Origin of the sequence: Paenibacillus sp. D9, assembly GCF_001188365.1 — a bacterium.
In the GTDB taxonomy this organism is placed as follows: Bacteria; Bacillota; Bacilli; order Paenibacillales; family Paenibacillaceae; genus Paenibacillus_O; species Paenibacillus_O humicus.
The window spans coordinates 5172331-5194791 of the sequence record NZ_JZEJ01000001.1 but is presented as its reverse complement, the minus strand read 5'-3'; the positions used below and the strand labels follow the sequence as shown (position 1 = coordinate 5194791).

The window sequence follows — 22461 nt, the reverse complement described above, 5'->3', positions numbered from 1 at the left end:
AAACGCTGACCTCGGGACTGTCAATGAAACGGGGACGGTTCGGCACTGGCACCTGTTGCCAATTCGGCATCGGCAGGTAGGGAAAAGAGGCGCCGCCCAATGCCCGCGAACGCCTCTTGCATGATTGTTTATTTGCCCATTTCATCCACGACAGACTGGGCTACCGCAATCATTTGGTCCTGCGGAAGATCGCCGCTGGTCAAGCGGAATTCCTTGCCTCCGTAGGTCCAGGTGAGCGTCGTCTGGTCGCCTTCGTTAAGCTGGGCCCACGTATAGCCGAGATCCACCAGCCGGCCGCTGCCCATCGCCACCGCCGTATCTTCCGGCTGGGTTTCGATCAGCGTGTAATTGTAGGTGCCCGTATAACGCTGGATGTAGCCGGGCTCACCGCCGAATACGATCTCGCTGGAATCCTTCAGCGCAATGCCGTCGCCGCCAAGATAGGATGGCTCCATCGGCACGAAGCTCGTCGGATCTGCCGCTGCATCCTGCTGCCCATCCTCGTCCTGCGCTCCGGATGGATCCGCCGAGCCTGCGCCCTGCTGATCATCGCCTGCAGACGCTGCTCCGCCTTTGCCTGCGTCGCCGTCCTTGCCGGCCGGGTCGGCCGCCTTGCCGTCCGTCGCATCCGACTCCGGAACGGCTGTCGTAGGCTGCGAGCCGGCCGCAGGTGAGGACTGGAGATTCGTCTTCGTGTCGAACACGCTTTTGTCCAGCTTTTCATTGAATTTGAAGGAGTCGAACTTCACATCGACCAGCACGGAAGCATTCGAATCGCTTACTTCGACCTGCTTGGGCGCATAGTCGGATTTATTCAGCCAGATTTTTTGCCGGGCCAGGGAAGCATTCTGATAATTAGCCATGACATCGAACACATAGCTGTCCTTCTCGGAAGCGAACTGGCGCGAGTTGTCGAGCAGGATGCTCTTCACCAGCGTCTGGTACAGATAGACTTGACCTTGGTCTTCCGGCCAGTTGCTTTGGAAGCGGAATACCTTGTTCAGGCTCGGGGTCAGGACGAACACGCCCTCGTCGTTGCGCAGCACGATCTGTGTCAGGTCCTTCTTCTCGTTGGTAAGCGCGATCCGGTAATAGTTGGGCTTCTGGAACTTCACATCCACCTTGTACTCCAGCGGCTGCGTGGCGGTATGAAGCGTCATCGTCCCCGTTCCCTGGTAAGTCTCGGTCTTGTCCTGCAGCTTGCCAAGCTCCTTCACCACGGAGCCGGCGTCCTTGCTGCCGCATCCGGCCAGCACCAGCGTAAAGCAGGCAATCAAAGCCGCGATCCATGTGATGCGACGCATGTAAATCATCCCCTCTGCACATTGGTTTTCCTAAGCTGATAACATGTCTATGAGGGGTCTTGGCCAATTATGCGGACGGGTTTCAGCTTGGCCGAGTTTTTGTCTGGAGCAAGCCCAAAGAAGGCCTGTGATCCAGCTAAATCCGATATGTGCAGGGTTTTGCCGAGCGGGGGCCGCAGGACGCAATGCCAGCCAACTCCGCTTTAATGATAGAAAAGAATTCTTATCTCTATCGCTGGCCGTGCTTTCCACAAGCTTGCCATGCAGGAATGCCTCCAAAACTCAAGTGATTTGGGAACACAGACCTTCAGACCTTCAGACCTTCAGACCTTCAGACATTCAGACCTTCAGAACTCAAACCTCTAGATCATCAGAACTTCAAATCTGCAGAACTCGTCAGGGCTTCAAATCTTCATAACTCCAGAATCCCAGACCTCCGCCACAGCCTCCGAGCTTTTAATCGGCAGCGCGACTTGCGGCCCATTGATTTCATCCCTGCTGCCCTTCCACTGCCCCAGCTGGAAATAAAAAGATGATTTTCCCCTATTGGCCATAAAATAATCCCCCATGTCCATAGGAATATCCCCCTCCTTTAGAACCAATCTTGCCTTGGCGGGCTGCTGGAAACCTTCTAGACTTTATCTAAGCAGATCAACGATCTGTACGATAAGACTTAGCTAAACTAAGGGGGATCATCGTCGATGAAGAAGAAGTCCCAAGCTCTGTGCGCCCTTTCCGTGGCGACTGTGCTGCTCCTGTCTGCATGCGGCAGCAACGGAAACAACAACTCCGGAAATACCGGCGGAGACGCAAGTCCGGCACCAAGCCCGGCAGCAAGCACATCGCCGAGCCCGGAAGCGTCCAAGGCTCCGGAAGCCAAAGACGTCACGCTCCGCGTATTCTCCACCTTCGCCGGAACGGACGCAGCCAAGCCTGCTTTCCAGAAAGCGCTTGACGATTTCTCCGCCAAATTCCCGAACATCAAAATCACGAACGACGCGATGTCCGCGAACGACGACAGCTTCCGCACGAAGGTCAACACGGACATGTCCAGCGGCAACGAGCCGGACCTGCTCTTCTACTTCGTAGGAGCCGACGCCAAAGGCTTCGTCGATGCCGGCAAGGTCGTTCCGCTGAACGCTCTGCTCGACGAGGACGCAGAATGGAAAGCCGGCTTCAACCCTGCGGCTCTCGATGCCGTCAAGCAGCCGGACGGCAACATCTATGCCGCTCCGCTGACGGGCTACTACGAAGGCCTGTACGTCAACAAGGACATCTTCAAGAAATATAATCTGGAGCTTCCAACCGACTGGGACAAGTTCACGACGGCCATCAAAACGCTGAACGAGAACAAGGTCATCCCGCTCGCCGCTCCATTCGATCAATCGCACTACCTGATCGAGCACTTCGTCCTCGGCGCCTCCGGCGGCGCAGGCCACAACTCCGGCATTCTGGATGCCGTCAATCCGGACTGGGAGCTCGGCCTCTCCAAGCTGAACGAGATCGGCAAGCTCGGCGCCTTCCCTAAAGACGCCGCCACGATCGACCTGAACATGGCTGCGAAATACTACTCCCAAGGCAAGGCTGCCATGGTCATCGAAGGCTCGTGGGCGCAAGGCAGCTTCTCCGACGAAGTCAAAGCGGCTTCGACCGTGCTTCCTTTCCCGGCCATTCCAGGCGGCAAAGGCGACGGCAAGTCCATCATCGGCGGCTTCGGCTCCGGCTTCTACTTGTCGAAGAGCACGTACGACAACGCGGACAAGAAAGACGCTGCCGTCCAGCTGCTCAAGTTCCTGACGTCGCCTGATACGATCAAAGCGATCGCGCAAGCCAACTCCGGTACGCCTGCCGCTGCCAACGTGCAAGTGGAAGGCCTGCCGCAGCTCGCTCTGGACGGCTTCAAGATGGCCAGCGAAGCTCCGACGATCAACGCTCCGATCGACACGCAGGTCGCTCCGGAAACGTTCACGACGATCCGCCAGCATATCCAAGGCATCGTATCCGGCAAAGATACGGCGAAAGCAGCCCTGGAAGCCGCTCAGAAGATCGAAGTCGCAAACAAGAAGTAAGGCGTCCATATCCAGGCGATAGCCAACCCGACTCGCCGCCCGCTTGCTTGAAGGGCGGCGAGTTTCTTTAAAAGACTGGGGCTCGACGATAAACCGCAAAAAGGTGATTGAATGAAGGGCGATAAGAACTATATTTTGGCTTTCCTACTGCCGGCTTTCCTGCTGCTCGGCACCTTTGTCTACTATCCGTTCCTGAAAAGCTTCTATCTCAGCTTCTTCCGCACAAACGGCTTCTTCAACAAGAAATTTGTCGGCTTGGACAATTACGAGCGCCTTTTTTCCGATGATCTTCTGGGCGCCGCTACCTTGCATACGCTGGAAATCATGCTTTACGTCCTGATCTTCCAAGTCGGAATCGCGCTTGTGCTGGCCGTCATGGTCGACAGCATCTCCAAGGGCAAGCAGTTTTTCCGAACCGTCTTCTTCTTCCCGATCGTCATCTCCGGAGCCGCGATATCCCTCCTGTTCGTGCTCATCTACAACTACCAGTTCGGCCTGCTCAACGGCATCATCGCCAAGCTGGGCTTCGAGCCGATTCTGTGGATGAGCGAAACGGGCTCCTTGAAAGCCGTCGCGGTTCCGACCGTATGGCATTACGTCGGCTTTTACTTCGTGCTCTTCCTTACCGCCATGTCCAAGATTCCCTCCGATTTCTATGAAGCAGCCAAGCTGGAAGGAATCGGCGGCATCAAAAAGACAACCATGCTGACCATCCCGCTTATTTTGAGCGACATCAAGGTCGTCATGATCCTTGCCATCACCGGCACGCTCAAAATTTTCGACTTCGTCTTTATTTTGACCCGCGGCGGCAACGGGACGGAACTGCTCGGAACGTACATGTACAAGAAGGCCCTTGTGGACCAGAACTTCGGTTACGGTTCCACTATTGCGATCTACATCGTCATTTTCGGGGTCATCCTGTCCTTGATTACGAACCGTCTCCTCAAGAGAGAAGAAGTCACATATTAAGTTGCAATGGGGTGGAAAGTGAATGCAGCAAGTCAATCCTGCCAATGCCGTACCTGTCACGAGAGGCCGCTCCGGCAAGCGATTCCCGTTCGGGATGGCCTTCGTTTATCTATGCCTTTCCTTATGGGCGCTCACGACGATCTATCCGCTCATCTGGATCATCAACAATTCGTTCAAATCGTCCGACGAGGTCATGGACAATTCGTTCAAGCTGGCGATTCCGCCGGACAAGCTGAATTACACGAACGCTTTCGAGAGCATCAGCATCGGCCGGGCATACGCCAACAGCTTGATCATGTCCGTCTCCGTCGTCCTGCTTGTCTTGATCGTCGCCGGGCTCGCGGCCTATATTCTGTCGCGCTTCAAGTTCCGGGGACGCAACCTCATCAACTCGCTGCTGGTCGCGACGCTGCTCATTCCGACCTTCGCCACCGTCGTGCCGGTGTACGAGCTGCTGATCAAGTGGAAGGTGGTCAACACCTACTTCGGCCTCATTCTGCCGCAAACGGCTGGCAATCTGTCCTTCGCCATCCTCGTCATCGCAGGGTATCTGGCTACAATCCCCAAGGAGCTGGAGGAAGCCGCCTTCATCGACGGCTGCAACCGGTTCAACATGTTCACGAAAATCTTCCTGCCCGTTGGAAGGCCGGTCTTCGCCTCGACCAGCATCTTCGTCTTCCTGTGGTCCTACAATGACCTGTTCTCCGCCATCATCTTCGTCAACAAGGATTCGGTAAGGCCGATCGTGGCGCTGCTCGCTCAGATCAGCTCCCAATACGGCACCGACTTCGGCCTCATGGCCGCCGCTGTCGTGCTCACTGTCATCCCCGTTCTGATCGTATACCTCTTCATTCAGAAGTACATTGAAAAAGGGATGACCGAAGGCGCGATCAAAGGCTGATTCCATTCCCCAAAAAAAGAACCCTGCGGTCACAGCTGTGACCGCAGGGTTCTTTGATTTTGCGTCAATCATGAATGATGAGGCTTGCTGCTAGCTGGATCCGTTCTCCGGGACCTCTGCGTCCCCGGAAGGAACGGACTTGGATTGATCCTCCGCAGCTTGAGGAGGAAGGCTTTTGAGCCTGCCGCTCTTCTTCAGCGATTCGCGGAGCAGATATTCGATATGCGCGTTTACGCTGCGGAATTCGTCGCCGGCCCATTTCTCCACGGCCTGGTACAGCTCCAGGTCCAGGCGCAGCGGAAACGCCTTGCGTTCTTTGGCCATTAGACGGCTGCCTTAATTATAGAGCGTACCGGTATTGATGACCGGCGTCGTTCCCCGTTCGGAGACGATGGCAACCATAAGATTGTTGATCATCGCCGCACGCCGTTCGTCATCCAGTACGATTCCGTGGTGCTTCAGCTGCTGCAGGGCCGACTCCACCATGCCGACAGCACCGTCTACGATTTTTTGCCGAGCCGCTACGATCGCTTCCGCCTGCTGGCGCTGCAGCATCGCACCTGCAATCTCGGCTGCATATGCAAGGTGGGACAGACGGGTTTCCAGCACTTCCACGCCAGCTACGCTGAGGCGCTCCTGAAGCTCGGCGAGCAGCCGTCCGGAAATTTCGTCCGCGTTGCCCCTAAGCGAGATGACGGAGCTGTCCTCGTACGTGTCATAAGGGTACTGCGCCGCGATATGGCGGATCGCCGTCTCGCTCTGGATTTCCACGAACGTCTCGTAATCGTCGACGTCGAATGCCGCTCTGGCCGTATCCGTTACCTTAAATACGACCACCGCTGCAATTTCGACCGGGTTGCCGGAAGCATCGTTGACCTTCAGCTTCTGGCTGTTGAAATTCCTGACCTTGAGCGACATCCTGGATTTGACGGTGAACGGAACGACGATCCACAGCCCGCTATCCGATACCGTGCCTTTGTAACGTCCGAAAAACGTAATGATTTTTGCCTGATTCGGCTGAACGACCGTAAGCGAGCTGAACGCCACGAGCGCCAGCAGCAGAAGGACGACTCCCAGCACATTCATGCCAGCCGAACCATCGTCGGCATTGCCCGATACAAAGCACCAGATCGCTGCCGCCGCCGCCGCGATAGCAGCCAGCGTCGCCAGGAAACCGTTCGCATGCCAAGCCTGATGTTCCTTCATCCCCATCACACTCCATATCAACTTGATATGATTATGATATCACTTTTTCTTTGAAATGGAAAATAAAAAATCCTTCCTTATGGGAAGGATTTTTATCGAACCTAAAGGTCGCTGCCCCATCGCCCTCTCTTCCATCAAGAGGGCCGTGTACCGTCCATCTGATGAGGTCCCTTCGGCGCTGGAACCTTCAGCTTCCCCTGCTCATGCAGGCTTTTCAGCTCGTCGCGAAGCTGCTGCTCCGACTTTCCCTCGACTTTGATGCCTTGCTTGACGGCAAATTCCTTCATTCTCGCGAAGCGTTTTTCCTTCATGCTCGCTTTGAAGGCCGTCCATTTCTCCGGCTGCTTTTCCTTGGCCGCGTGAATTTCCTGACGGAGCTGCTCCTCCGTCTTGCCGTCGGCTTTGATGCCGAAATAAGCCGCGGCTTCCTTCAGCATGGCGAGCTTGCGGGCTTCGCGGTATCGATCGTGATGCGGATGGCCTTTCGGATTCCGCAGATCTCCTTGATGGTTGTAGCGGTCCGGAGCGCCCATATCCTGCGATGCATGCGGAGATGCCTGCGGAGCTGCCGGAGACGCCTGCGGCGCGGCGTAAGCGGCGGCTGGCAGGGCAAGAGCGGCAAGCAGCAAGGCAGCCGCTGTCCAAGTTGCTTTCATCGATGCTGTCATCCTTTCGGTCTTGGATTCCTTCCTTTCGTATACTTCCCTCTTATTGTTTAATTATTCCAACCTTGCTGAAAATCAAAAAAGCGTCCCCGGAGGGACGCCCGCTGCTGTATGAAAAGGAATGGATGTTATACGGACTGGCTCTGGAGCTTCTCGCTGAACTGCTGCTCCGTCATATCGTCCTCCAGCACTTCCGACACGGGGATTTCCGGACAATCCGCCTTCGTGAACGATTTGCCTTTGAGATAGTAACCGTTCTTCCTCGCAATGGAGTAGAAGCTGCACAGCTGATCCGCGATCTTGACCGCTGCTTCTTCCGAAGTGGAGCTGGCCAGGTTGTTGCCGAAGCTGAGCGGATTTTTGGAGCTCTGAATATTGACTCGGTACGGAGCAACAGAGTCCGACTCTTCATGCTTGACCAGAATCTCGATGTCGGAGCAAGTATTACGATATTTGATGGTCATCATCAACACCGCCTGTTGAGACCTCGTATGAGGTAGATTCGGTCAGTGCATTCCAGCGCTGCCGTACTAGCTATTACACGGCTCAGGCAGCTGTTAAACAGCGTGCCCAAGCCTTCCGCCAACATTTTCAGCCGCATGCCCGTCACAGCCGTTCCCGTCGGTTGTCCTCCCGGAGAAGATCCCCCATCCAGCCTTTCGTCCGCATCCAGAAATAGACGCCGACCGTAGCCGCCAAAATGACGGCAAGCCCGAATACGTATCCAAGCTTCCACTTCAGCTCCGGCATCTGCTCGAAATTCATCCCCCAGATCGCGCCGATCGCCATCATAGGCGTGCAAAGAATCGTGAACACCGTGAGCGTCTTCATGATTTCGTTGCCGCGGTAGTTCGAGATATTGTCCTCGAGCAGAAGCAGCGACTCCACCTCCTGCCGGTACTCTTCCTGCAGCATGATCATCCTCTCCAGACGCGAGTTGAACGCCTGATGGATGAGACTCTCCTTCATCTCCTCGGGAAACGCTTCTTCCAGAGCAAACCGGATTTCGCGGACCGGCCTCGTCAGTCCGGTCCAGTGAAGCAGGCCGTAGCGGAGCTCCAGAATGCGGTGAAACATATAGCCGCCATTGCGGTCCCGGATATTCTCCTCCATCTCGCGCAGCTTCTGCTCGAAATTGTCCATCCCGTCGAAGAACGGCTCCATGATGCCGGCAAGCAGCTTGATGAATCCGTCCAGAGCCGTCTCCGACTGCTCGATTTCCGCAAAAAAATGAGCGGCTCCTTCACAGCCGTCGACAATATCCTCTTCATCGAAACCGATCGTATACAGATTGCGGTGCCCGAGGTAAAAATGCATCGTGCAGTTGCTTCTCTGGTCATCATCCGATCTGCCCACGACAAGCGTCCCGAACACCGCATTTCGGCTCCCTTGAAAGGAAGTAGCCGCAAGATGGTTCACATCCCGATCCTTGCTTCTTTCGATCCATTTCCGCACGGACTCGTCCTGCCGCCACATTTCCGCCGCTTGCCCGCTGTCGCCGCTCCGATGCCACGCCCAGCTCCGGCCTTCCGCCGACGAGCGCTTATCCTCGTTCCCCATCGTTCCCACTCCTGACTGACTGCATCTTGACCGTTTACTACCCTTCCATTACCCTGCCCAGCCGCCCTCGGAATCAGTTGGCGACATGGCAATGATTGAAAAAAAGCCCCGCAAAAATGCGGGGCTGCTGAAAAACAAGCGAAGGGCGCGGAATCGTTCCGGAGAAACGGAATGTGGTCGCCTTTGTCACCGGATTTCAACCGCAGAAACGGCAACAATCAAAGAAATACGGGGACAACAGCGATCGGAAGAATGATTCGCGCACGCAGCGACTACTTTTTCAGTGGCCTCAAAAATGCGGGGCTGCTCTCAGCCGATAATGATCCGGCCCTCCGGATATCGGAACGGTTCTTTTTTGGATTTGGAGCGGATCGCGAACGCCAAGGTTAACAGCCCGAGCCTGCCGGCAAACATCAGGAAAATGATGACCCCTTTGCCGACAGGGGTAAGATCAAAGGTGGCTCCAAGGCTGAACCCGACCGTGCCGAACGCCGACACGGCCTCAAAGAGAAGAACGAGAAAGGAAGCATTCTCCACGGTCGTCAGGATCATCGTGGAGGCGACGATAATGATGACCCCCATGAGCGTGACCGTGATAGCCCGATACAGCTCCTTGGCTGCAATCCGGTACCGGAAGATCACCGCATCCTCGCGGCCGCGCAAAATCGCATGGATGCCGGCAAGCAGCACGACGAAGGTGGTCAGCTTGATCCCTCCTCCTGTAGAGCCCGGCGCGGCTCCGATGAACATAAGGATGATCATCAGAAGCTGGGTCGCCTGACGGAGCTCCTCGATCGGCACCGTATTGATTCCTGCCGAGCGCAAGCTGAATGATTGGAAAAAGCTGGCCCAGATCTTGCCGTTCAGCCCCAGATGGCCGAAGCTCCTTGTATTCGTAAATTCAAAGATAAAGAAAAGAATGGCGCCGCCCAATGTGAGGACGACAGAAGCCCACAACACGACCTTGCTGTGCAAGGAGATTTTGCGCCTCTCGGGAAACCGGATCAGATCCGCCATGACAATGAAACCGATGCTGCCGAAGAAAATAAGCGTCATCGTAATCAGATTGATCGCGGGATCGCTGACGAACTGGCTCCAGCCCCCGATAATTTCGAAACCGGCATTGTTGAACACGGAAACCGCGTGGAATACGCCGAAGTAGGCCGCTTTGGACAGCGGCATGGAGTCCATCCAGATAAACGTGTACAGCAGCGCTCCGACCCCTTCGATAGCGGCGGAGAACAAAAAGATCCTTATAACGAGCTGGACGATTCCGCTCATTTCCGTCTGATTGAGGGACTCCTTGAGCACGAGGCGGTCACGGAGCGATATTTTGCGGCCGAACGCCAGGGCAAACCAGGTAGCGGCCGTCATGAAGCCCGTCCCTCCTAGCTGGAACAGCACGAGCAGCACGATTTGTCCGAACAAGGAATATTCGGTGCCTGTGTTCATAATGGTGAGCCCCGTCACGCATGTAGCCGAAGTCGCCGTGAACAGAGCATCCAGTACAGGAATCCGCACCCCGTCAGCCGAAGCGGCAGGGGTAGCGAGAAGAATCGTGCCAAGCACGATCAGAGAAAGAAATCCGCCCGCAAGCACCCTCGGAGGTGTCAGGTAGGTAGAGCGGATATAACGATTGGACAGCACGGCTCGAAGCCCCTTTCCGCTTCATTTCTAAAAGCGTGGTGAAAAATAGATGACCTGCGGTCGGAACGGGTCGCCAATCGCTGTTGTCTCCTTGGCAAGCCTTCCCGGCCCGGACATGCAAAAAGCAGCCCACATCAATGCGTGGACTGCCTGCCCATGGTCCAGTCATAATCCAGATACCGGCCGATAATCGCTTCAAGCATCTCCAGCCGGATCGGCTTGCTGATATAATCGGTCATCCCGGCTTCCAGACAGCGCTGCCTGTCTCCCGGCAGCACGTTGGCGGTCATCGCCACGATGACCGGCTGCTTGCCGGCACGCGCGTCTCCGTTGATGAGCCTTGTCGCCTCAAGTCCGTCCATGACCGGCATTTTCATATCCATGAAGATCATATCATAGAATCGGTTTTTTGCCATCGCCACGGCCGCTTCCCCGTTCTCCGCCACATCCGCTTCGATGCCGAGACGATCGAGCAGCTTGAGGATCAGCTTCTGGTTCACGTCGTTGTCCTCGACGACGAGAACCCGGGAACGCTCGCTCGGCGCCGGCACGCCGCGATCTCCAGTGCCGAGCGTGAATGGCAGGACGTTGGCCTTCAGGACAAGGCGGCTGGCTGCGCTCGTCTCGCTGGCCGCAGTAGTCTCGGTATAGGTCTCGCTCAGCATGGCGGAGAAGGAAAAGGAATCCGAATGAGGAGGGGCTTCCCATGGACGTGAGCCGGGCAGCGGGTGGTCTTCGGCTGGATCTCCCTCCAAAGCCGGATAACATTCCTCCATCTGCTTGAGGCGGACGGTGAAGGTGAAGCAGGCTCCTTTGGGCTCATTGGCGCACGCTTCGATCGTCCCGCCCATCAGCTCCACCAGATTTTTGCAGATGGCTAAGCCTAGTCCGGTTCCTCCGTACTTGCGGGTCATGGAGGAGTCCAGCTGGGAGAACGGCTGGAACAGGAGGGGGAGCTTATCCTCCGGAATGCCTACCCCGGTATCGCTCACTCTGAACTGGACAACGATGCCCTCTTCCTGGCGCTCGGCATCGTCGGGCGAATCCTCGGCAAGGCGAACGTCGACATCAATATGCCCTTCATGCGTGAATTTGATCGCATTGCTGATCAGGTTCATCAGAATCTGGCGCAGCTTGGTTACGTCCCCGTACAGATACTCCGGCAAATCCGGGGATATCGAACAGAGGATATCGAGATTGCTCTCGCGCGACTTGGCGATGAACAGATCCAGCGATTCGTCCACGCAGCTCTTCAGATCGAAAGGAACCATCTCGAGTTCCAGCTTGCCGGCTTCGATCTTGGCGTAGTCCAGAATGTCGTTGATGACGCTGAGCAGGCTGTCGCCGCTCTTCAGGATGATCTCGGCAAAATCCTTCTGCTCCTCGTTCAGTTCCGTCTCCATGAGAAGATTGGTCATGCCGAGAATGCCGTTCATAGGCGTGCGAATCTCGTGGCTCACCATCGCCAGGAACTCCGTTTTGGCTCTGTCGGCCACCTCCGCTGCTTCCTTGGCCGCTAGAATTTCCTCCTCCGACTTCTTGCGCTCGCTGATGTCGCTGACCGTGCAGGCGAAGATGACTTCCTCATCCACCAGCGTGCTGCCGAGCTTGATCTCGGCATGGAAGACACTGGCGTCCTTGCGGCGCGGCATGACTTCGATCAGGCGCCCGGAAGAGATTCCGTCCATCGCGGCTTCGCCCATGAGATCCAGCTGCCTGACGCATATTCCCGGGATAAGCTCATCGACCTGCTTGCCGACGACTTCTTTTTCCCGGTACCCGAACATCGGATAGACCGACGGATTTACCGTCAAAATGGTTCCGTTCTTGTCAAACGTAATCATCGTATCCATCGAAGTCGAGCTGATGACGCTTTTGACGGCTTCCGACTTGGTCAGCTGGTAGGCCGTGCGCATCAGCTCCTTGTTCATGCGCTCCAGCTCCTGCGTCTGCTGCTGAAGCAGGACGGCTTGCTGCTGCAAGGTTTTGTTGCCGACGTACATCCGGACAAAGCCTTCGATCTTGGAACGGAAAATTTGGGGAACGAAGGGCTTCAGCATATAATCGATCGCGCCGACGGCGTAGCCGGCGAACATATGCTGGGCTTCCTTGCTCGTCGCCGACACGAAAATGATCGGTATCTCCTTGGTCTTATCCCTGGATTTGATCATTCGAGCGGTTTCGAAACCATCCATCCCGGGCATCTGGACATCCATGACGATGACGGCAAAATCATCCTTGAGAAGCGCCCGCAGCGCCTCCTCGCCGGAAAGGCATTTGACGAGATTGTAGTTGAGATCGCCAAGGACGGCTTCGATAGCCAGCAAATTTTCGGGGTAGTCATCGACCAGCAGGATATTGATAGGCCCGTCATAAGAGATCATGGTTTCCCCCCTCCCTTGTCTGTGGCTTTACTTGACTTTGCGGTAGATCCGGTTGATCAGGTCCAGCTCATCGAACTGATCCGCATGCCGGGTGAAGTTGATGCTTTCCTTGGTTCCCAGCAGCAGCACGCCGAACATGCTGAGACTGTCGTAGAGCAGCCCATGCACATGGTTCTGGAGATCCTTGTTGAAGTAGATCATGACATTGCGGCACAGGATGACATGAAATTCGTTGAAGGAGCCGTCCGTGACGAGATTGTGCTGGGCAAAAACGATATTTTTCTTCAGGAAGCTTTGGAAAATAACCGATTCGTACTTGGGCGTGTAGTAGTCCGAGAACGACTCCTTGCCGCCGCCGTCCTGGTAATTGCGCGTATACTGCTGCATCCGCTCAATCGGGAATACGCCCTGCCTCGCTACATCGAGAACGGTCGAGCTCATATCCGTGGCGTAGATTCTCGTGCGGTCGTAAAGCCCTTCCTCATGAAGCAGAATCGCCATCGAATAGACTTCTTCGCCGGTCGAGCAGCCGGCATGCCAGATCCGGATGAACGGATACGTCTTGAGCAGCGGAACGACATTTTTGCGGAACGACTTGAACACTTCCGGATCGCGGAACATCTCGGTGACATGGATCGTGAGATCCGACAGAAGCCTTTCCATGCAGCCACGGTCGTGGATCACCCGGTCCGTCAGCGACGTGATCGTCGTCAGCCGTTCCGCATGCACCCGATGCCATATTCTCCTACGGATCGAGGCATAGGCATAGTTCCTGAAATCATAGCCGTAGAGCTTGAACATGGCCACGAGCAGCATCTCGATCTCCAACTGTTCTCTTTCGTCCGAGTCGCTCGGACGAGGTTTGACGCTATTTATACAACCACACCCTCATTAGTGAAAGAAGTTGATCAACGTTGACCGGCTTGGCGATGTAATCGCTGGCCCCGGCTTCAATGCATTTGTCCCGATCGCCTTTCATCGCCTTGGCGGTGACGGCAATGATCGGCAGCTTGTCGTAGCGGGAGTCGGCTCGGATGAGCCTCATCGCTTCGTACCCGTCCATTTCCGGCATCATGATGTCCATGAGCACGAGATCAAGATCGGGATTTTTCTCGATCTGCTCGATAGCCTCCCGGCCGTTCTCGGCATAGGTAATGTTCATCTTATACCCTTCAAGGACATTGGACAAGGCGAACACGTTGCGGATATCGTCGTCGACGATGAGAACGTCCCTGTTTTCGAAAATGGTCTCCACGCTGTGAAGCTTGCGCAGCACGTTGCGCTTGTCTTCCGGCAGCTCGGCTTCGACCCGGTGCAGGAAAAGCGTCGTCTCGTCAAGCAGCCGCTCCGGCGACTTGACGTCCTTCACGATGATCGTCTCGGCGTATTTCTTGAGCATCATTTCCTCGCGCTTCTCCAGGTCGCGGCCGGTGTAGATGATGATCGGCAGATCATGCAGCTCTTCGTTGCGCCTGATCTGGTCCAGCAGCTCGAAGCCGGTAATGTCCGGCAGGCCGAGATCGAGGACCATGCAGTCGTAGTGATGCTCGCTCAGCTCCTTGAGCGCCTCGCGTCCGGACGATACTCCCGTAATGACCAGATCGTCATGGCCGATCAGCTCTTCGATGGCGTGACGCTGGATCTCGTCGTCCTCCACCACGAGCAGACGCTTCATATTGCGCTCCATGAACAATCCGATCTGCGTAAACAGATTGTCGAGATGCTCCTTGGAGACCGGCTTCTTGAGATAGGCGATCGCTCCGAGCGCGAGTCCCTGCTGGACCTCGTCGATAACCGAGATCAGATGGACCGGAATATGGCGAGTGTTGGAATCGTTTTTCAGATGATGGAGAACGGACCAGCCGTCCATGACCGGCATTTGGATATCCAGGAGAATCGCATCCGGAAGGTACGTTCTTGCATAGGACAGGCCCTTGTCTCCCTGTCCGGCAACGATGGCCTTGAAGCCTCGCGAGCGGGCGATATCGACGAGAACTTTGGCGAAAGCGACGTCATCCTCGACGATGAGGACGACTTTATCCCCTTCCTTCAATTCCTTGAGGTCGTCTTCCACATCGAACGCATGGCGGGCAAGCTCGGGCTTCGGCTTCCGTTCCGCCGGGATGACCGGCGACGGAAGCGCCGCCGCCGCTTCGTCCATGCCGCTGAACGAGCTTCTTGAGACTTCGAAGTCGGATCCGTCGTTCATTTTGACGAGATGGAATTCCGGAAGCGTGAGCACGAAGGTGCTTCCCTCTCCCGGCTTGCTCGTCAGATGGATGTCTCCGCCAAGCAGTCTGGCCAGATCCCGGCTGATCGCGAGGCCAAGTCCGGTACCGCCGTATTTGCGGCTTGTCGTCCCGTCGACCTGCTGGAAGGCTTCAAAGATGATCGCCTGCTTGTCCTCGGGAATTCCGATGCCCGTGTCCTTGACTTCGAACGAAATCCAGCTGCCCTGGGCGCCTTCCGGCATCTCGGCCGGGGTGGATTTGCGGATCCGCATGCTGATGGAGCCCTGAGTCGTGAACTTGAACGCATTGGACAGCAGATTGCGCAGGATCTGCTTGACCCGGTGGCTGTCCGTGAACATTTCCGCCGGCACGTCCTCCTCCGTCTCCGTAAGGAACGGCAGCTCCTTCTGGATGCTGACCGGCTGGAAGCTGCGTACGGCATACTGCTCCAGATCCCGCAAAGGAACATGTTCGGTGACGACGTCCATCTTGCCTGCGCCGATCTTGGACAGGTCGAGAATTTCGTCGATCAGCTTGAGCAGATCGCTGCCCGAAGTATGAATGGTCGTTGCGAACTCGATCTGCTTCTGGGTTAGATTTCCGTCCTTGTTGTCCGACAGCATTTGGGACAGAATAAGCAGGCTGTTGAGCGGAGTCCGCAGCTCATGCGACATGTTGGCCAGGAACTCGGACTTGTACTTGGAAGCGAGGCCGAGCTGGACCGTCTGCTTCTCGAGCGCGTCCCTCGTCTGCTCGATCTGCTGGCTGTGCTTTTTCGTTTCCTTCATCTGCAGCTCCAGCAAATGGGTTTTCTGCAGCAGCTCCTCGTTCGTCTGCTCCAGCTCTTCCTGCTGGCTCTGCAGCTGCTCCTCGGAAGCCTTGAGCGCCCTCGTCTGCTCTTCGAGACGGTCGTTGGAGCTGCGCAGCTCTTCCTGCTGGCTGATCAGCTCTTCGGATTGGGATTGGAGCTCTTCGCTCATCGTCTGCGATTCGCGCAGCAGCTCCTCGATCCGGATCCTTCCGAACAGGTTGTGAAGCACCATGCCGGCAGACTCGCCGATCTGCTCCAGCAGCTCGTGGTGCAGGCTTGTGAACGACTGCAGGCTGCCGAGCTCAAGCACAGCCACGACGGAATGCTGATAATGGACCGGCAGCAGATAGAGCTCCCGGATCTGCGTCTGCCCGATGCCCGAGCGGATGTTGAGATATCCTTCCGGCACCTCGGTCAGATGCATCGACTTGTTGTCCGCCGCGATTTGGCCCACGAGTCCTTCTCCGAACCGGAAGGAGGAAGCCGCTTGCAGACCCTCCGTCCCTGCATAAGAAGCACGCAGCGTGAAGGTTCTGCCTTCACCGAGATGATCGCGGATATAGAGAGCTCCATAGGTCGCTCCCGTAAGAGGGGCGACGGAGGAAATGAATTTCTCCGCCAGGTTCTCCAGCTCCGTGATGCTCTGAACGCCAACGATGACGTTGGCCAGGCTCGTTTTAAGCCAGGTCTGATCCTGCATCATCTGGTTGTATATTTTCTCCGCCTGCGTCTTTTCATCCAGATCGTCCGCGAGCTTGTAGAAGGAGTCCGCTACCTCCTTGAACTCGCCCTCTTGGACCATCGCATCCAGGCGCGTCTCCCGGGTCGATTCTCCTCGAGAGAACCCGACAATCGCGGAGGAGAGGAACCGGAAACCGCGGTTGAGCGTCTTTGTATTCCAGATAATGATGAACAGGCCGAGCAGGACGCCCGCAATCGTCACGGCAACCATGATATTGGTCGTCGCCTCGTTATCGTTGCGCGTCTGTTCGACCAGCTGGTCCAAGGCGCGCTGATGATAAGCGGCCATCTCGTCGGCATTATTGACGAGCGTCTCCTGATAGCGGAGGCCTTCGCTTTCCCGCAGGGCGACGGCTCCCGCTCCGTTGCCGGACTCTACGAGCTTCATCGCCCGGTCGACATACGAGAAGAAGTCGGATGTTCCGGCTTCCATCTTGTCCAGCATCTGAAATTCGGATTCGGATGAGGCAATGCCTTCCAGCTTTTTAAGGGCGGCCTGGACCGATTCTTTGTTCTTTTCAATGCTGTCTCGGTTGCGGTCGACCGTTTCCTTGGTAGGCACGGTCAAGATATTCACCATATACTTGGCCATGTTGTTCACGTTGCCGCGCATGCTCGTCGTGGTGGCCACCTTGGTGTATCTCTGATCGTAGATCTCGTTCAGCTGATTGCTGAGATTGAACAGATTGCGAATTCCCGCGCCGCCCAGGACAATCATGATGGCGAGCAGGATGACAAACCCCAGTTGAACCTTTGTCCGTATTTTCATGTCAGCCGATCACCGGATCCCCTCTGAAGTAATAGTGGATAAGCTGTATATGTGAGAACCTTAATCTTTCCCTCTATGAATCCTCTATGAATCCTCTATGAATCCATTCACTCTATGAATACAATTGTACAAATAATAGAGCCGGGAGTCATCCTCTCTCGACGTATTGGCAGCATTTCCTGGCCAACACACGAATCGGCCGCCTCCCTCAAGGGTTGCGACCGGACGTTGGATCAAAGTTTTCTATTCTTTACCCTGCCGAAATGAAATTGAACCACCTTTTCGACAGAAATCTATGTTTTTTTCATCCGCGGTTATTCCTCTACTCCATGTCCGCCCAGAAGAAGTCGACGGATAGAACTTGGCCCGTCTTCTGATTCAGGAACAGCTTGGCGGCAAAACCGTTGGCATCCACATATCCGACGCCATCCTCGGCCTTGTACTGAGGCTCTCCATACCGGCCTACCCACCCTTCCAAGGTGACCGGAAGCTCCTCATCCCCTACCCGAACCGACCGGTTCGAGGAAGGCACGCTTACATAATCCACTTCCGTACCTGTGAAAGCGATGTTCATGTCGGGATAAGTCCAGCGCGTCTGCTCGGCGAGAAGCTCATCCTGAGCCGCTTCGAGCGGAAGTCCAAGCTCGGAGACGATCTGCTCCTTGTCGTCGGTCAAGCGGACTCCGTTGATCGTGCCGAAGTCCATCGTCCCCGGAACGGCATTTGTCGAGGAAGCGGATTCCTCTTTCAGCAAAGCAATGACAGCGGGAGGAGCAGGCTGGCCTGCTGCCGTCTCCGTCCCCTTGGCCGGCGCGGCGGCAGACGGCAAGGATGCGACGGGGCGGGTCAAGGAAATCGCCATTCCTATAACCAGAAACAGGCAGGCAACCGAAGCTGTAAGGATCGTCTTTTTCACATTGCTTCCTCCCTTTCCACATGCTGCTGATCCAATAGTATCCATTAACCAGCGGACTCAGCGCGCGAAACAGCAAATCAGCCTGCCGGAAGCCGGCAGGCTGGAGGTCGTCTTTATTCGGCTTGATCCGTATGCCCCGCCTCCAGAACGGCAAGCCGCTCCAGCACTTCGCCTCGCGAGAAATGCTCTCCGATGAACACGATGGCGTCGCGCATGCTCTCGGCCGGAGACAGAGGAATGAAATCCGTCTCCCTGTACGCGAATTGAAAATGGTACCGGCTCGCCGTGTCGGCGAATGTGACGATTCCTTTCGCCCGGTACACGTTGTCGGGCAGCGTCTGGAGCATGCTTTCGAAGTCCATGCTGTCATAAGGCCGCTGCGGATAATAAGTCACTGCCATCAGATGCTCGTGGGCATGGGCATGGCTTTCTTCCTTCCTGGCAGCGGATGCATCCCCTGTTCCCCCATCGGTCCTAGCGGCGACCTCCTCGGGCCTCAGGGCAGCTCCGGGATCAGCGGACAGCACGCCCTCGATCCATTCCGCCTCTGCGCGGCCATGCCGGACGGTGACGAGCGAAGCATGGGAATTGAGCTCCCGAATCCGCTGCTGAACCTCGACCAGCTCCTCGGGATGGAGCAGATCGGCTTTGTTCAGCACCAGCTTCGTGGCGCAGCGGATTCCGTCCTCCATCAGCTTCATCGTACGCCGGCTCCCCTTGAGGCGAAGCACGCCCGGGCCGTCGACGACAGTGACGACAGCGGACAGGTAGAGCGATTCGTGCAAGGCGGCGTCCATTACGCCTTCCACCAGCTCCAGCGGATTCGCAGCTCCGGTAGCTTCGATGAGAATGACACCGGGCCTCTCCCTCCTCGCCAGCAGGACCAGCTCTCCGGCCAGATCGCCTTTCATCGTGCAGCAGATGCAGCCGTTCAGCATTTCCTTGAGCGGAACGCCGGAATCGAATCTCGCCCCCTCCAGATGAAGGTCTCCCAGCTCGTTGAGAACGACTGCCGGCTTGATGCCGGCTTCCCGGCAGCCGTCCAGCAGGCGTGTCAGCAAGCTCGTTTTGCCGCTGCCCAGAAATCCGGCCAGAACGACGACCGGTACAGGAGTGATTTGTTCTTCCATTTTCTCCCCATCCTCTTCCGCTAATCGTCTTTAAACCCTTCCAGTATAACGGATTCCGTTCCGAAGGCACAAAAAAACGCCCGGCCGGATCGAATCGATCCAGCCGGACGTCCAAGCTTCGGGGGCAGCTCAGTGAGGCTTGGCGATGACCAGGATTTTGCCTTGGTCAAGAACTTCCTCATAGCGCTCGGCTTCCATTTCGGTCAAGCCTACCGACTCCAGCTTGGAGCGCAGCGCATCGCCGCGGGAGCGGAACATATTCGCCATGGAATCGAAGACGCCTTCCTCCTGCATGCCGATGCTGTTCGCTTGTGAATTTTCGGCCAGGCGATCCGTCTGGTCTTTATCGTGGGCAAGCACATAAATCTCGTCCTTGTCATATCCGCGTCGATTGAGCTCGCGTACTGCCGACATTGCGTCCATTCCGCTTTCTACAACTTGAATGCTTGGTTTCATGGTGTATCCCTCCAAATGGTATAGTTGTCGGTTCGGCCCCGCCGTGGCAGGGCGTTCAAGCTTACAGGTTAGTACCCCTGCCCCGATGCTCGTGAAACATTCCGCTTGGCGACGCCGAGGCGGCCATTCCGACTCTCTACAGATTAAAATGCCTGCGGAAAATCCCGGGAAAAGGATATCATTGGAATTTTCTCATCTTGGTTTCAAAGATTTTCAGGCCGTTTACTTATACCGTATAAAGAATTCGAACGAGACAACGGAGGTAACACAGATGAATGTTAACAACGAATGCATGGCAATGCTCCTCGCGGGAGGAGAAGGCAAACGGCTGGCGCCGCTGACGAACCGGCTGGCGAAGCCGGCTGTTCATTTTGGCGGCCGCTACCGCATCATCGATTTCCCGCTGAGCAATTGCGTTAACTCCGGAATCGGCAGCGTGGGCATCCTCGCTCAATATATGAAGCAATCCATCAGCGGCCACGTTGGCGACGGCTCCGCTTGGGACAACACGGACATCACGATCCTTAATTCCGAGGATCAAAAGACCGGCTACAAGGGAACGGCAGACGCCATTTTCCAGCACATCGATTTCATCGATTCCCATCAACCGGAGCATCTGCTCGTCATCTCCGGCGACCATATCTACCAAATGGACTATAAGGAAATGCTCAGCTTCCATAAAGCCCGCGGCGCGGCCGCGACGATCGCCGTCAAAGAGGTTCCTTGGGCAGAGGCTTCCCGCTTCGGCCTCATGAATACGGATGAGCGGCTGAACATTACGTCCTTTGAAGAAAAGCCGGCCAAGCCTCAGAGCAATCTGGCCTCGATGGGCGTTTATATTTTCCGGTGGGCCGATCTGCGCGAAGCGCTCATTCTGGATGCCATGCGCGCCGATTCTTCCCATGATTTCGGCAAGGACATCATCCCTTCCCTTCTGGCCTCGGAGGAGAAAATCATCGCCTTCCCATTCAAAGGCTACTGGAAAGATGTCGGTACGCCGGGAAGCCTGTGGGAAGCCCATATGGATCTGCTCCAAGGCACGATCGACCTCAACCGTCCCGAATGGCCGATGTATACCCCATCCCTGTCGGTAAGCCCGGCCATCTATGTGGAAGGCAAAGGGGAAGTAAGCAATTCCATCGTCCAGCGGGGCTGCCGGATTCAAGGAGATGTGGAGGGGTCCATCCTCTTCCACAGCGTCCAGATCGGAGAGGGCAGCACGGTGACGGACAGCATCATCATGCCGGGGGCGAGAATCGGCCGCAATGTGAGCATTCACCGCGCCATCATCGGCGAGGGCGCTTATGTCGCGGACGGATCCTCCATCGAGGGCAGCGATGACAACCTGACTGTCATCGGCGCGGGCGAGTTCCGCTACAGCCGCTCCCCGCTCCGCAGAACCCGCCCGACGGCTATGCTGGGAGACGTACGGACCGGTTCTTGATTATGAAGATGCACAAAAAGTCTGCCTTTGACGGGCAGACTTTTTGTTGTGTTCAGGGATGCTGCTGCACTCGCTCCTGCCCATCCAAGAGTCTGGAATCAAAAAATGTCCATGCTGAGATATCTCTCTCCGCTGTCAGGCGCGATGCAAAGAATGCGCTTGTCCTTGCCGATGCGGCGCGCTTCCTGAACCGCCGCCCAGACGGAGGCTCCTCCCGATGGACCGAGCAGGATGCCTTCCTTGGCCGCAAGCTCCCTGCATGCGGAAATGGCCGCATCGTCCTCGACCTGCACGATGTCGTCGTAGACATCTGTATTCAGAATCGGAGGCACGAAGCCTGGACTCGTTCCGACCAGCTTATGGGGTCCGGGCTCGCCGCCCGACAGGACGGGGGAACCCTGCGGCTCCACGACAAGAATGCGCAATGCCGGCAGCAGCTTGCGAAGCTCTTCTCCCGTTCCGGTAATCGTTCCTCCGGTGCCGCTGGAGGCGACGAACACATCCATTCGCCCTTCCATCTGCTCCATGATCTCCAGCGCCGTCGTTCCCCGATGCGCATCTGGATTGGCGGGATTTTCAAATTGAAGGGGAATGTAGCTGCCTTCAATTCCTGCAGCCAGCTCCTTCGCCTTGCGGATCGCTCCCGGCATCCTCTCCGCTGCCGGCGTCAGCACGACCTCGGCTCCGTAAGCCCGCAGGATGCCGATCCTCTCCTTGCTCATATTGTCCGGCATGACGAGAATGGACTTGTATCCTCTCGCCGCCGCATTCATGGCGATGCCGATGCCCGTGTTGCCGCTGGTCGGCTCGATGATCGTCCCCCCCGGCTTCAGGAGACCGTCCTTCTCCGCTTGCAGCATCATATTGGCGGCGGCCCGGTCCTTCACGCTTCCGCTCGGATTGAACTTTTCCAGCTTCACGTACACCTCGGCGTCCTCGGGACCGACGAGCCGATTGAGCCTGACTGCCGGGGTATCTCCGATCAGCTCAGTGACGGAATTCACGATTCTAGGAGGCATTGGCATCTTCCTTCATTAAAGTTTCAACAATTCGATTACTATGCATGTTACAGGAATAATTCCGGATTCTCAAACGCGCAGCCGCACCCTAAATCGATCGTAGTCATGGAGTGGTCAAAAGAACAAAAAAGGGACCCCGGAGGGTCCCTTTTTCCTTGCTGGATCAGGCTTGGTGGCCCGGCACTTACATCATGCCGCCCATCTATTAGGGGTTTTTGCAAGGCTTCATGAACCTACGA

19 protein-coding genes are annotated in these 22461 nt (G+C 56.3%); 4 read left to right on the top strand and 15 right to left on the bottom strand.

The features are described 5' to 3' along the window. Nucleotides 1-128: 128 nt before the first annotated feature. Nucleotides 129-1304, bottom strand: a complete 1176-nt coding sequence (locus tag VE23_RS23165) for a LolA family protein (RefSeq protein ID WP_049869286.1) — start codon at nucleotides 1302-1304, stop codon at nucleotides 129-131. 404 nt (nucleotides 1305-1708) lie between these two features. Beyond that, entirely contained in the window at nucleotides 1709-1879 is a 171-nt protein-coding gene (locus tag VE23_RS26745) for a hypothetical protein (protein WP_157054032.1), read from the bottom strand. A gap of 126 nt (nucleotides 1880-2005) precedes the next feature. Between VE23_RS26745 and VE23_RS23160 the strand changes: the two genes are divergently transcribed. The 3 genes from VE23_RS23160 (at nucleotide 2006) to VE23_RS23150 (ending at nucleotide 5243) form a co-directional block, all read left to right on the top strand. Continuing rightward, entirely contained in the window at nucleotides 2006-3373 is a 1368-nt protein-coding gene (locus VE23_RS23160) for an ABC transporter substrate-binding protein (protein ID WP_049869285.1), read from the top strand. A 111-nt stretch (nucleotides 3374-3484) separates the two neighbouring features. Continuing rightward, nucleotides 3485-4342, top strand: a complete 858-nt coding sequence (locus VE23_RS23155; protein WP_021877231.1) for a carbohydrate ABC transporter permease — start codon at nucleotides 3485-3487, stop codon at nucleotides 4340-4342. A 22-nt stretch (nucleotides 4343-4364) separates the two neighbouring features. Next, nucleotides 4365-5243 (top strand): carbohydrate ABC transporter permease, encoded by an 879-nt coding sequence (locus VE23_RS23150; RefSeq protein WP_021877230.1) that lies wholly within the window; start codon nucleotides 4365-4367, stop codon nucleotides 5241-5243. A 90-nt stretch (nucleotides 5244-5333) separates the two neighbouring features. Here the strand turns inward: VE23_RS23150 and VE23_RS23145 are convergent, their stop codons facing one another. The 12 genes from VE23_RS23145 to VE23_RS23090 form a co-directional block, all read right to left on the bottom strand. Then, nucleotides 5334-5567, bottom strand: a complete 234-nt coding sequence (locus tag VE23_RS23145; RefSeq protein WP_021877229.1) for an Arc family DNA-binding protein — start codon at nucleotides 5565-5567, stop codon at nucleotides 5334-5336. 12 nt (nucleotides 5568-5579) lie between these two features. Beyond that, nucleotides 5580-6449: an SPFH domain-containing protein gene (locus VE23_RS23140; protein ID WP_049869283.1), complete on the bottom strand. Its 870-nt coding sequence runs from the start codon at nucleotides 6447-6449 to the stop codon at nucleotides 5580-5582. Between the two features lie 134 nt (nucleotides 6450-6583). Further along, nucleotides 6584-7105: a hypothetical protein gene (locus VE23_RS23135; RefSeq protein ID WP_049869282.1), complete on the bottom strand. Its 522-nt coding sequence runs from the start codon at nucleotides 7103-7105 to the stop codon at nucleotides 6584-6586. A gap of 137 nt (nucleotides 7106-7242) precedes the next feature. Next, nucleotides 7243-7581, bottom strand: coding sequence for a hypothetical protein (locus VE23_RS23130; protein WP_127507149.1), 339 nt, complete (start codon nucleotides 7579-7581; stop codon nucleotides 7243-7245). Nucleotides 7582-7720: 139 nt separating this feature from the next. Further along, nucleotides 7721-8674, bottom strand: a complete 954-nt coding sequence (locus tag VE23_RS23125; RefSeq protein WP_048745844.1) for a magnesium transporter CorA family protein — start codon at nucleotides 8672-8674, stop codon at nucleotides 7721-7723. Nucleotides 8675-8983: 309 nt separating this feature from the next. Further along, a complete protein-coding gene (locus VE23_RS23120) occupies nucleotides 8984-10321 on the bottom strand; it encodes a TrkH family potassium uptake protein (RefSeq protein ID WP_021877224.1) in 1338 nt (445 codons plus the stop codon). A 134-nt stretch (nucleotides 10322-10455) separates the two neighbouring features. Beyond that, the gene (locus VE23_RS23115; RefSeq protein WP_021877223.1) at nucleotides 10456-12705 is read right to left on the bottom strand and encodes a response regulator; all 2250 of its coding nucleotides are present in this window, start codon (nucleotides 12703-12705) and stop codon (nucleotides 10456-10458) included. Between the two features lie 27 nt (nucleotides 12706-12732). Further along, nucleotides 12733-13521, bottom strand: a complete 789-nt coding sequence (locus VE23_RS23110; RefSeq protein WP_084781740.1) for a CheR family methyltransferase — start codon at nucleotides 13519-13521, stop codon at nucleotides 12733-12735. Between the two features lie 52 nt (nucleotides 13522-13573). Continuing rightward, nucleotides 13574-17257 carry a response regulator gene (locus VE23_RS23105; RefSeq protein ID WP_048745847.1) on the bottom strand — a complete coding sequence of 1228 codons (3684 nt, stop codon included), beginning with the start codon at nucleotides 17255-17257 and terminating at the stop codon, nucleotides 13574-13576. A 322-nt stretch (nucleotides 17258-17579) separates the two neighbouring features. Then, on the bottom strand, nucleotides 17580-18173 hold the full coding sequence (locus tag VE23_RS23100) for a hypothetical protein (protein ID WP_049869279.1): 594 nt from the start codon (nucleotides 18171-18173) through the stop codon (nucleotides 17580-17582). A gap of 113 nt (nucleotides 18174-18286) precedes the next feature. Further along, the gene (locus tag VE23_RS23095) at nucleotides 18287-19303 is read right to left on the bottom strand and encodes a CobW family GTP-binding protein (protein ID WP_049869278.1); all 1017 of its coding nucleotides are present in this window, start codon (nucleotides 19301-19303) and stop codon (nucleotides 18287-18289) included. A gap of 129 nt (nucleotides 19304-19432) precedes the next feature. Further along, nucleotides 19433-19759, bottom strand: coding sequence for a general stress protein (locus VE23_RS23090; RefSeq protein WP_021877218.1), 327 nt, complete (start codon nucleotides 19757-19759; stop codon nucleotides 19433-19435). A gap of 271 nt (nucleotides 19760-20030) precedes the next feature. Between VE23_RS23090 and VE23_RS23085 the strand changes: the two genes are divergently transcribed. Beyond that, nucleotides 20031-21203 carry a glucose-1-phosphate adenylyltransferase gene (locus tag VE23_RS23085; protein WP_048745850.1) on the top strand — a complete coding sequence of 391 codons (1173 nt, stop codon included), beginning with the start codon at nucleotides 20031-20033 and terminating at the stop codon, nucleotides 21201-21203. 98 nt (nucleotides 21204-21301) lie between these two features. Here the strand turns inward: VE23_RS23085 and cysK are convergent, their stop codons facing one another. Continuing rightward, nucleotides 21302-22222, bottom strand: coding sequence for a cysteine synthase A (gene cysK / locus VE23_RS23080; protein WP_049869277.1), 921 nt, complete (start codon nucleotides 22220-22222; stop codon nucleotides 21302-21304). Nucleotides 22223-22461: the final 239 nt, after the last annotated feature.

Bases quoted from the DNA above. Each gene is read 5' to 3' on its own strand.
- VE23_RS23125 (WP_048745844.1), bottom strand. From the start codon at position 8,674: ATGGGGAACGAGGATAAGCGCTCGTCGGCGGAAGGCCGGAGCTGGGCG.
- VE23_RS23085 (WP_048745850.1), top strand. From the start codon at position 20,031: ATGAATGTTAACAACGAATGCATGGCAATGCTCCTCGCGGGAGGAGAA.
- VE23_RS26745 (WP_157054032.1), bottom strand. From the start codon at position 1,879: ATGGACATGGGGGATTATTTTATGGCCAATAGGGGAAAATCATCTTTT.
- VE23_RS23110 (WP_084781740.1), bottom strand. From the start codon at position 13,521: ATGCTGCTCGTGGCCATGTTCAAGCTCTACGGCTATGATTTCAGGAAC.
- VE23_RS23140 (WP_049869283.1), bottom strand. From the start codon at position 6,449: ATGAAGGAACATCAGGCTTGGCATGCGAACGGTTTCCTGGCGACGCTG.
- VE23_RS23090 (WP_021877218.1), bottom strand. From the start codon at position 19,759: ATGAAACCAAGCATTCAAGTTGTAGAAAGCGGAATGGACGCAATGTCG.
- cysK (WP_049869277.1), bottom strand. From the start codon at position 22,222: ATGCCTCCTAGAATCGTGAATTCCGTCACTGAGCTGATCGGAGATACC.
- VE23_RS23135 (WP_049869282.1), bottom strand. From the start codon at position 7,105: ATGAAAGCAACTTGGACAGCGGCTGCCTTGCTGCTTGCCGCTCTTGCC.
- VE23_RS23160 (WP_049869285.1), top strand. From the start codon at position 2,006: ATGAAGAAGAAGTCCCAAGCTCTGTGCGCCCTTTCCGTGGCGACTGTG.
- VE23_RS23145 (WP_021877229.1), bottom strand. From the start codon at position 5,567: ATGGCCAAAGAACGCAAGGCGTTTCCGCTGCGCCTGGACCTGGAGCTG.
- VE23_RS23095 (WP_049869278.1), bottom strand. From the start codon at position 19,303: ATGGAAGAACAAATCACTCCTGTACCGGTCGTCGTTCTGGCCGGATTT.
- VE23_RS23130 (WP_127507149.1), bottom strand. From the start codon at position 7,581: ATGATGACCATCAAATATCGTAATACTTGCTCCGACATCGAGATTCTG.
- VE23_RS23105 (WP_048745847.1), bottom strand. From the start codon at position 17,257: ATGAAAATACGGACAAAGGTTCAACTGGGGTTTGTCATCCTGCTCGCC.
- VE23_RS23115 (WP_021877223.1), bottom strand. From the start codon at position 12,705: ATGATCTCTTATGACGGGCCTATCAATATCCTGCTGGTCGATGACTAC.
- VE23_RS23165 (WP_049869286.1), bottom strand. From the start codon at position 1,304: ATGCGTCGCATCACATGGATCGCGGCTTTGATTGCCTGCTTTACGCTG.
- VE23_RS23150 (WP_021877230.1), top strand. From the start codon at position 4,365: ATGCAGCAAGTCAATCCTGCCAATGCCGTACCTGTCACGAGAGGCCGC.
- VE23_RS23155 (WP_021877231.1), top strand. From the start codon at position 3,485: ATGAAGGGCGATAAGAACTATATTTTGGCTTTCCTACTGCCGGCTTTC.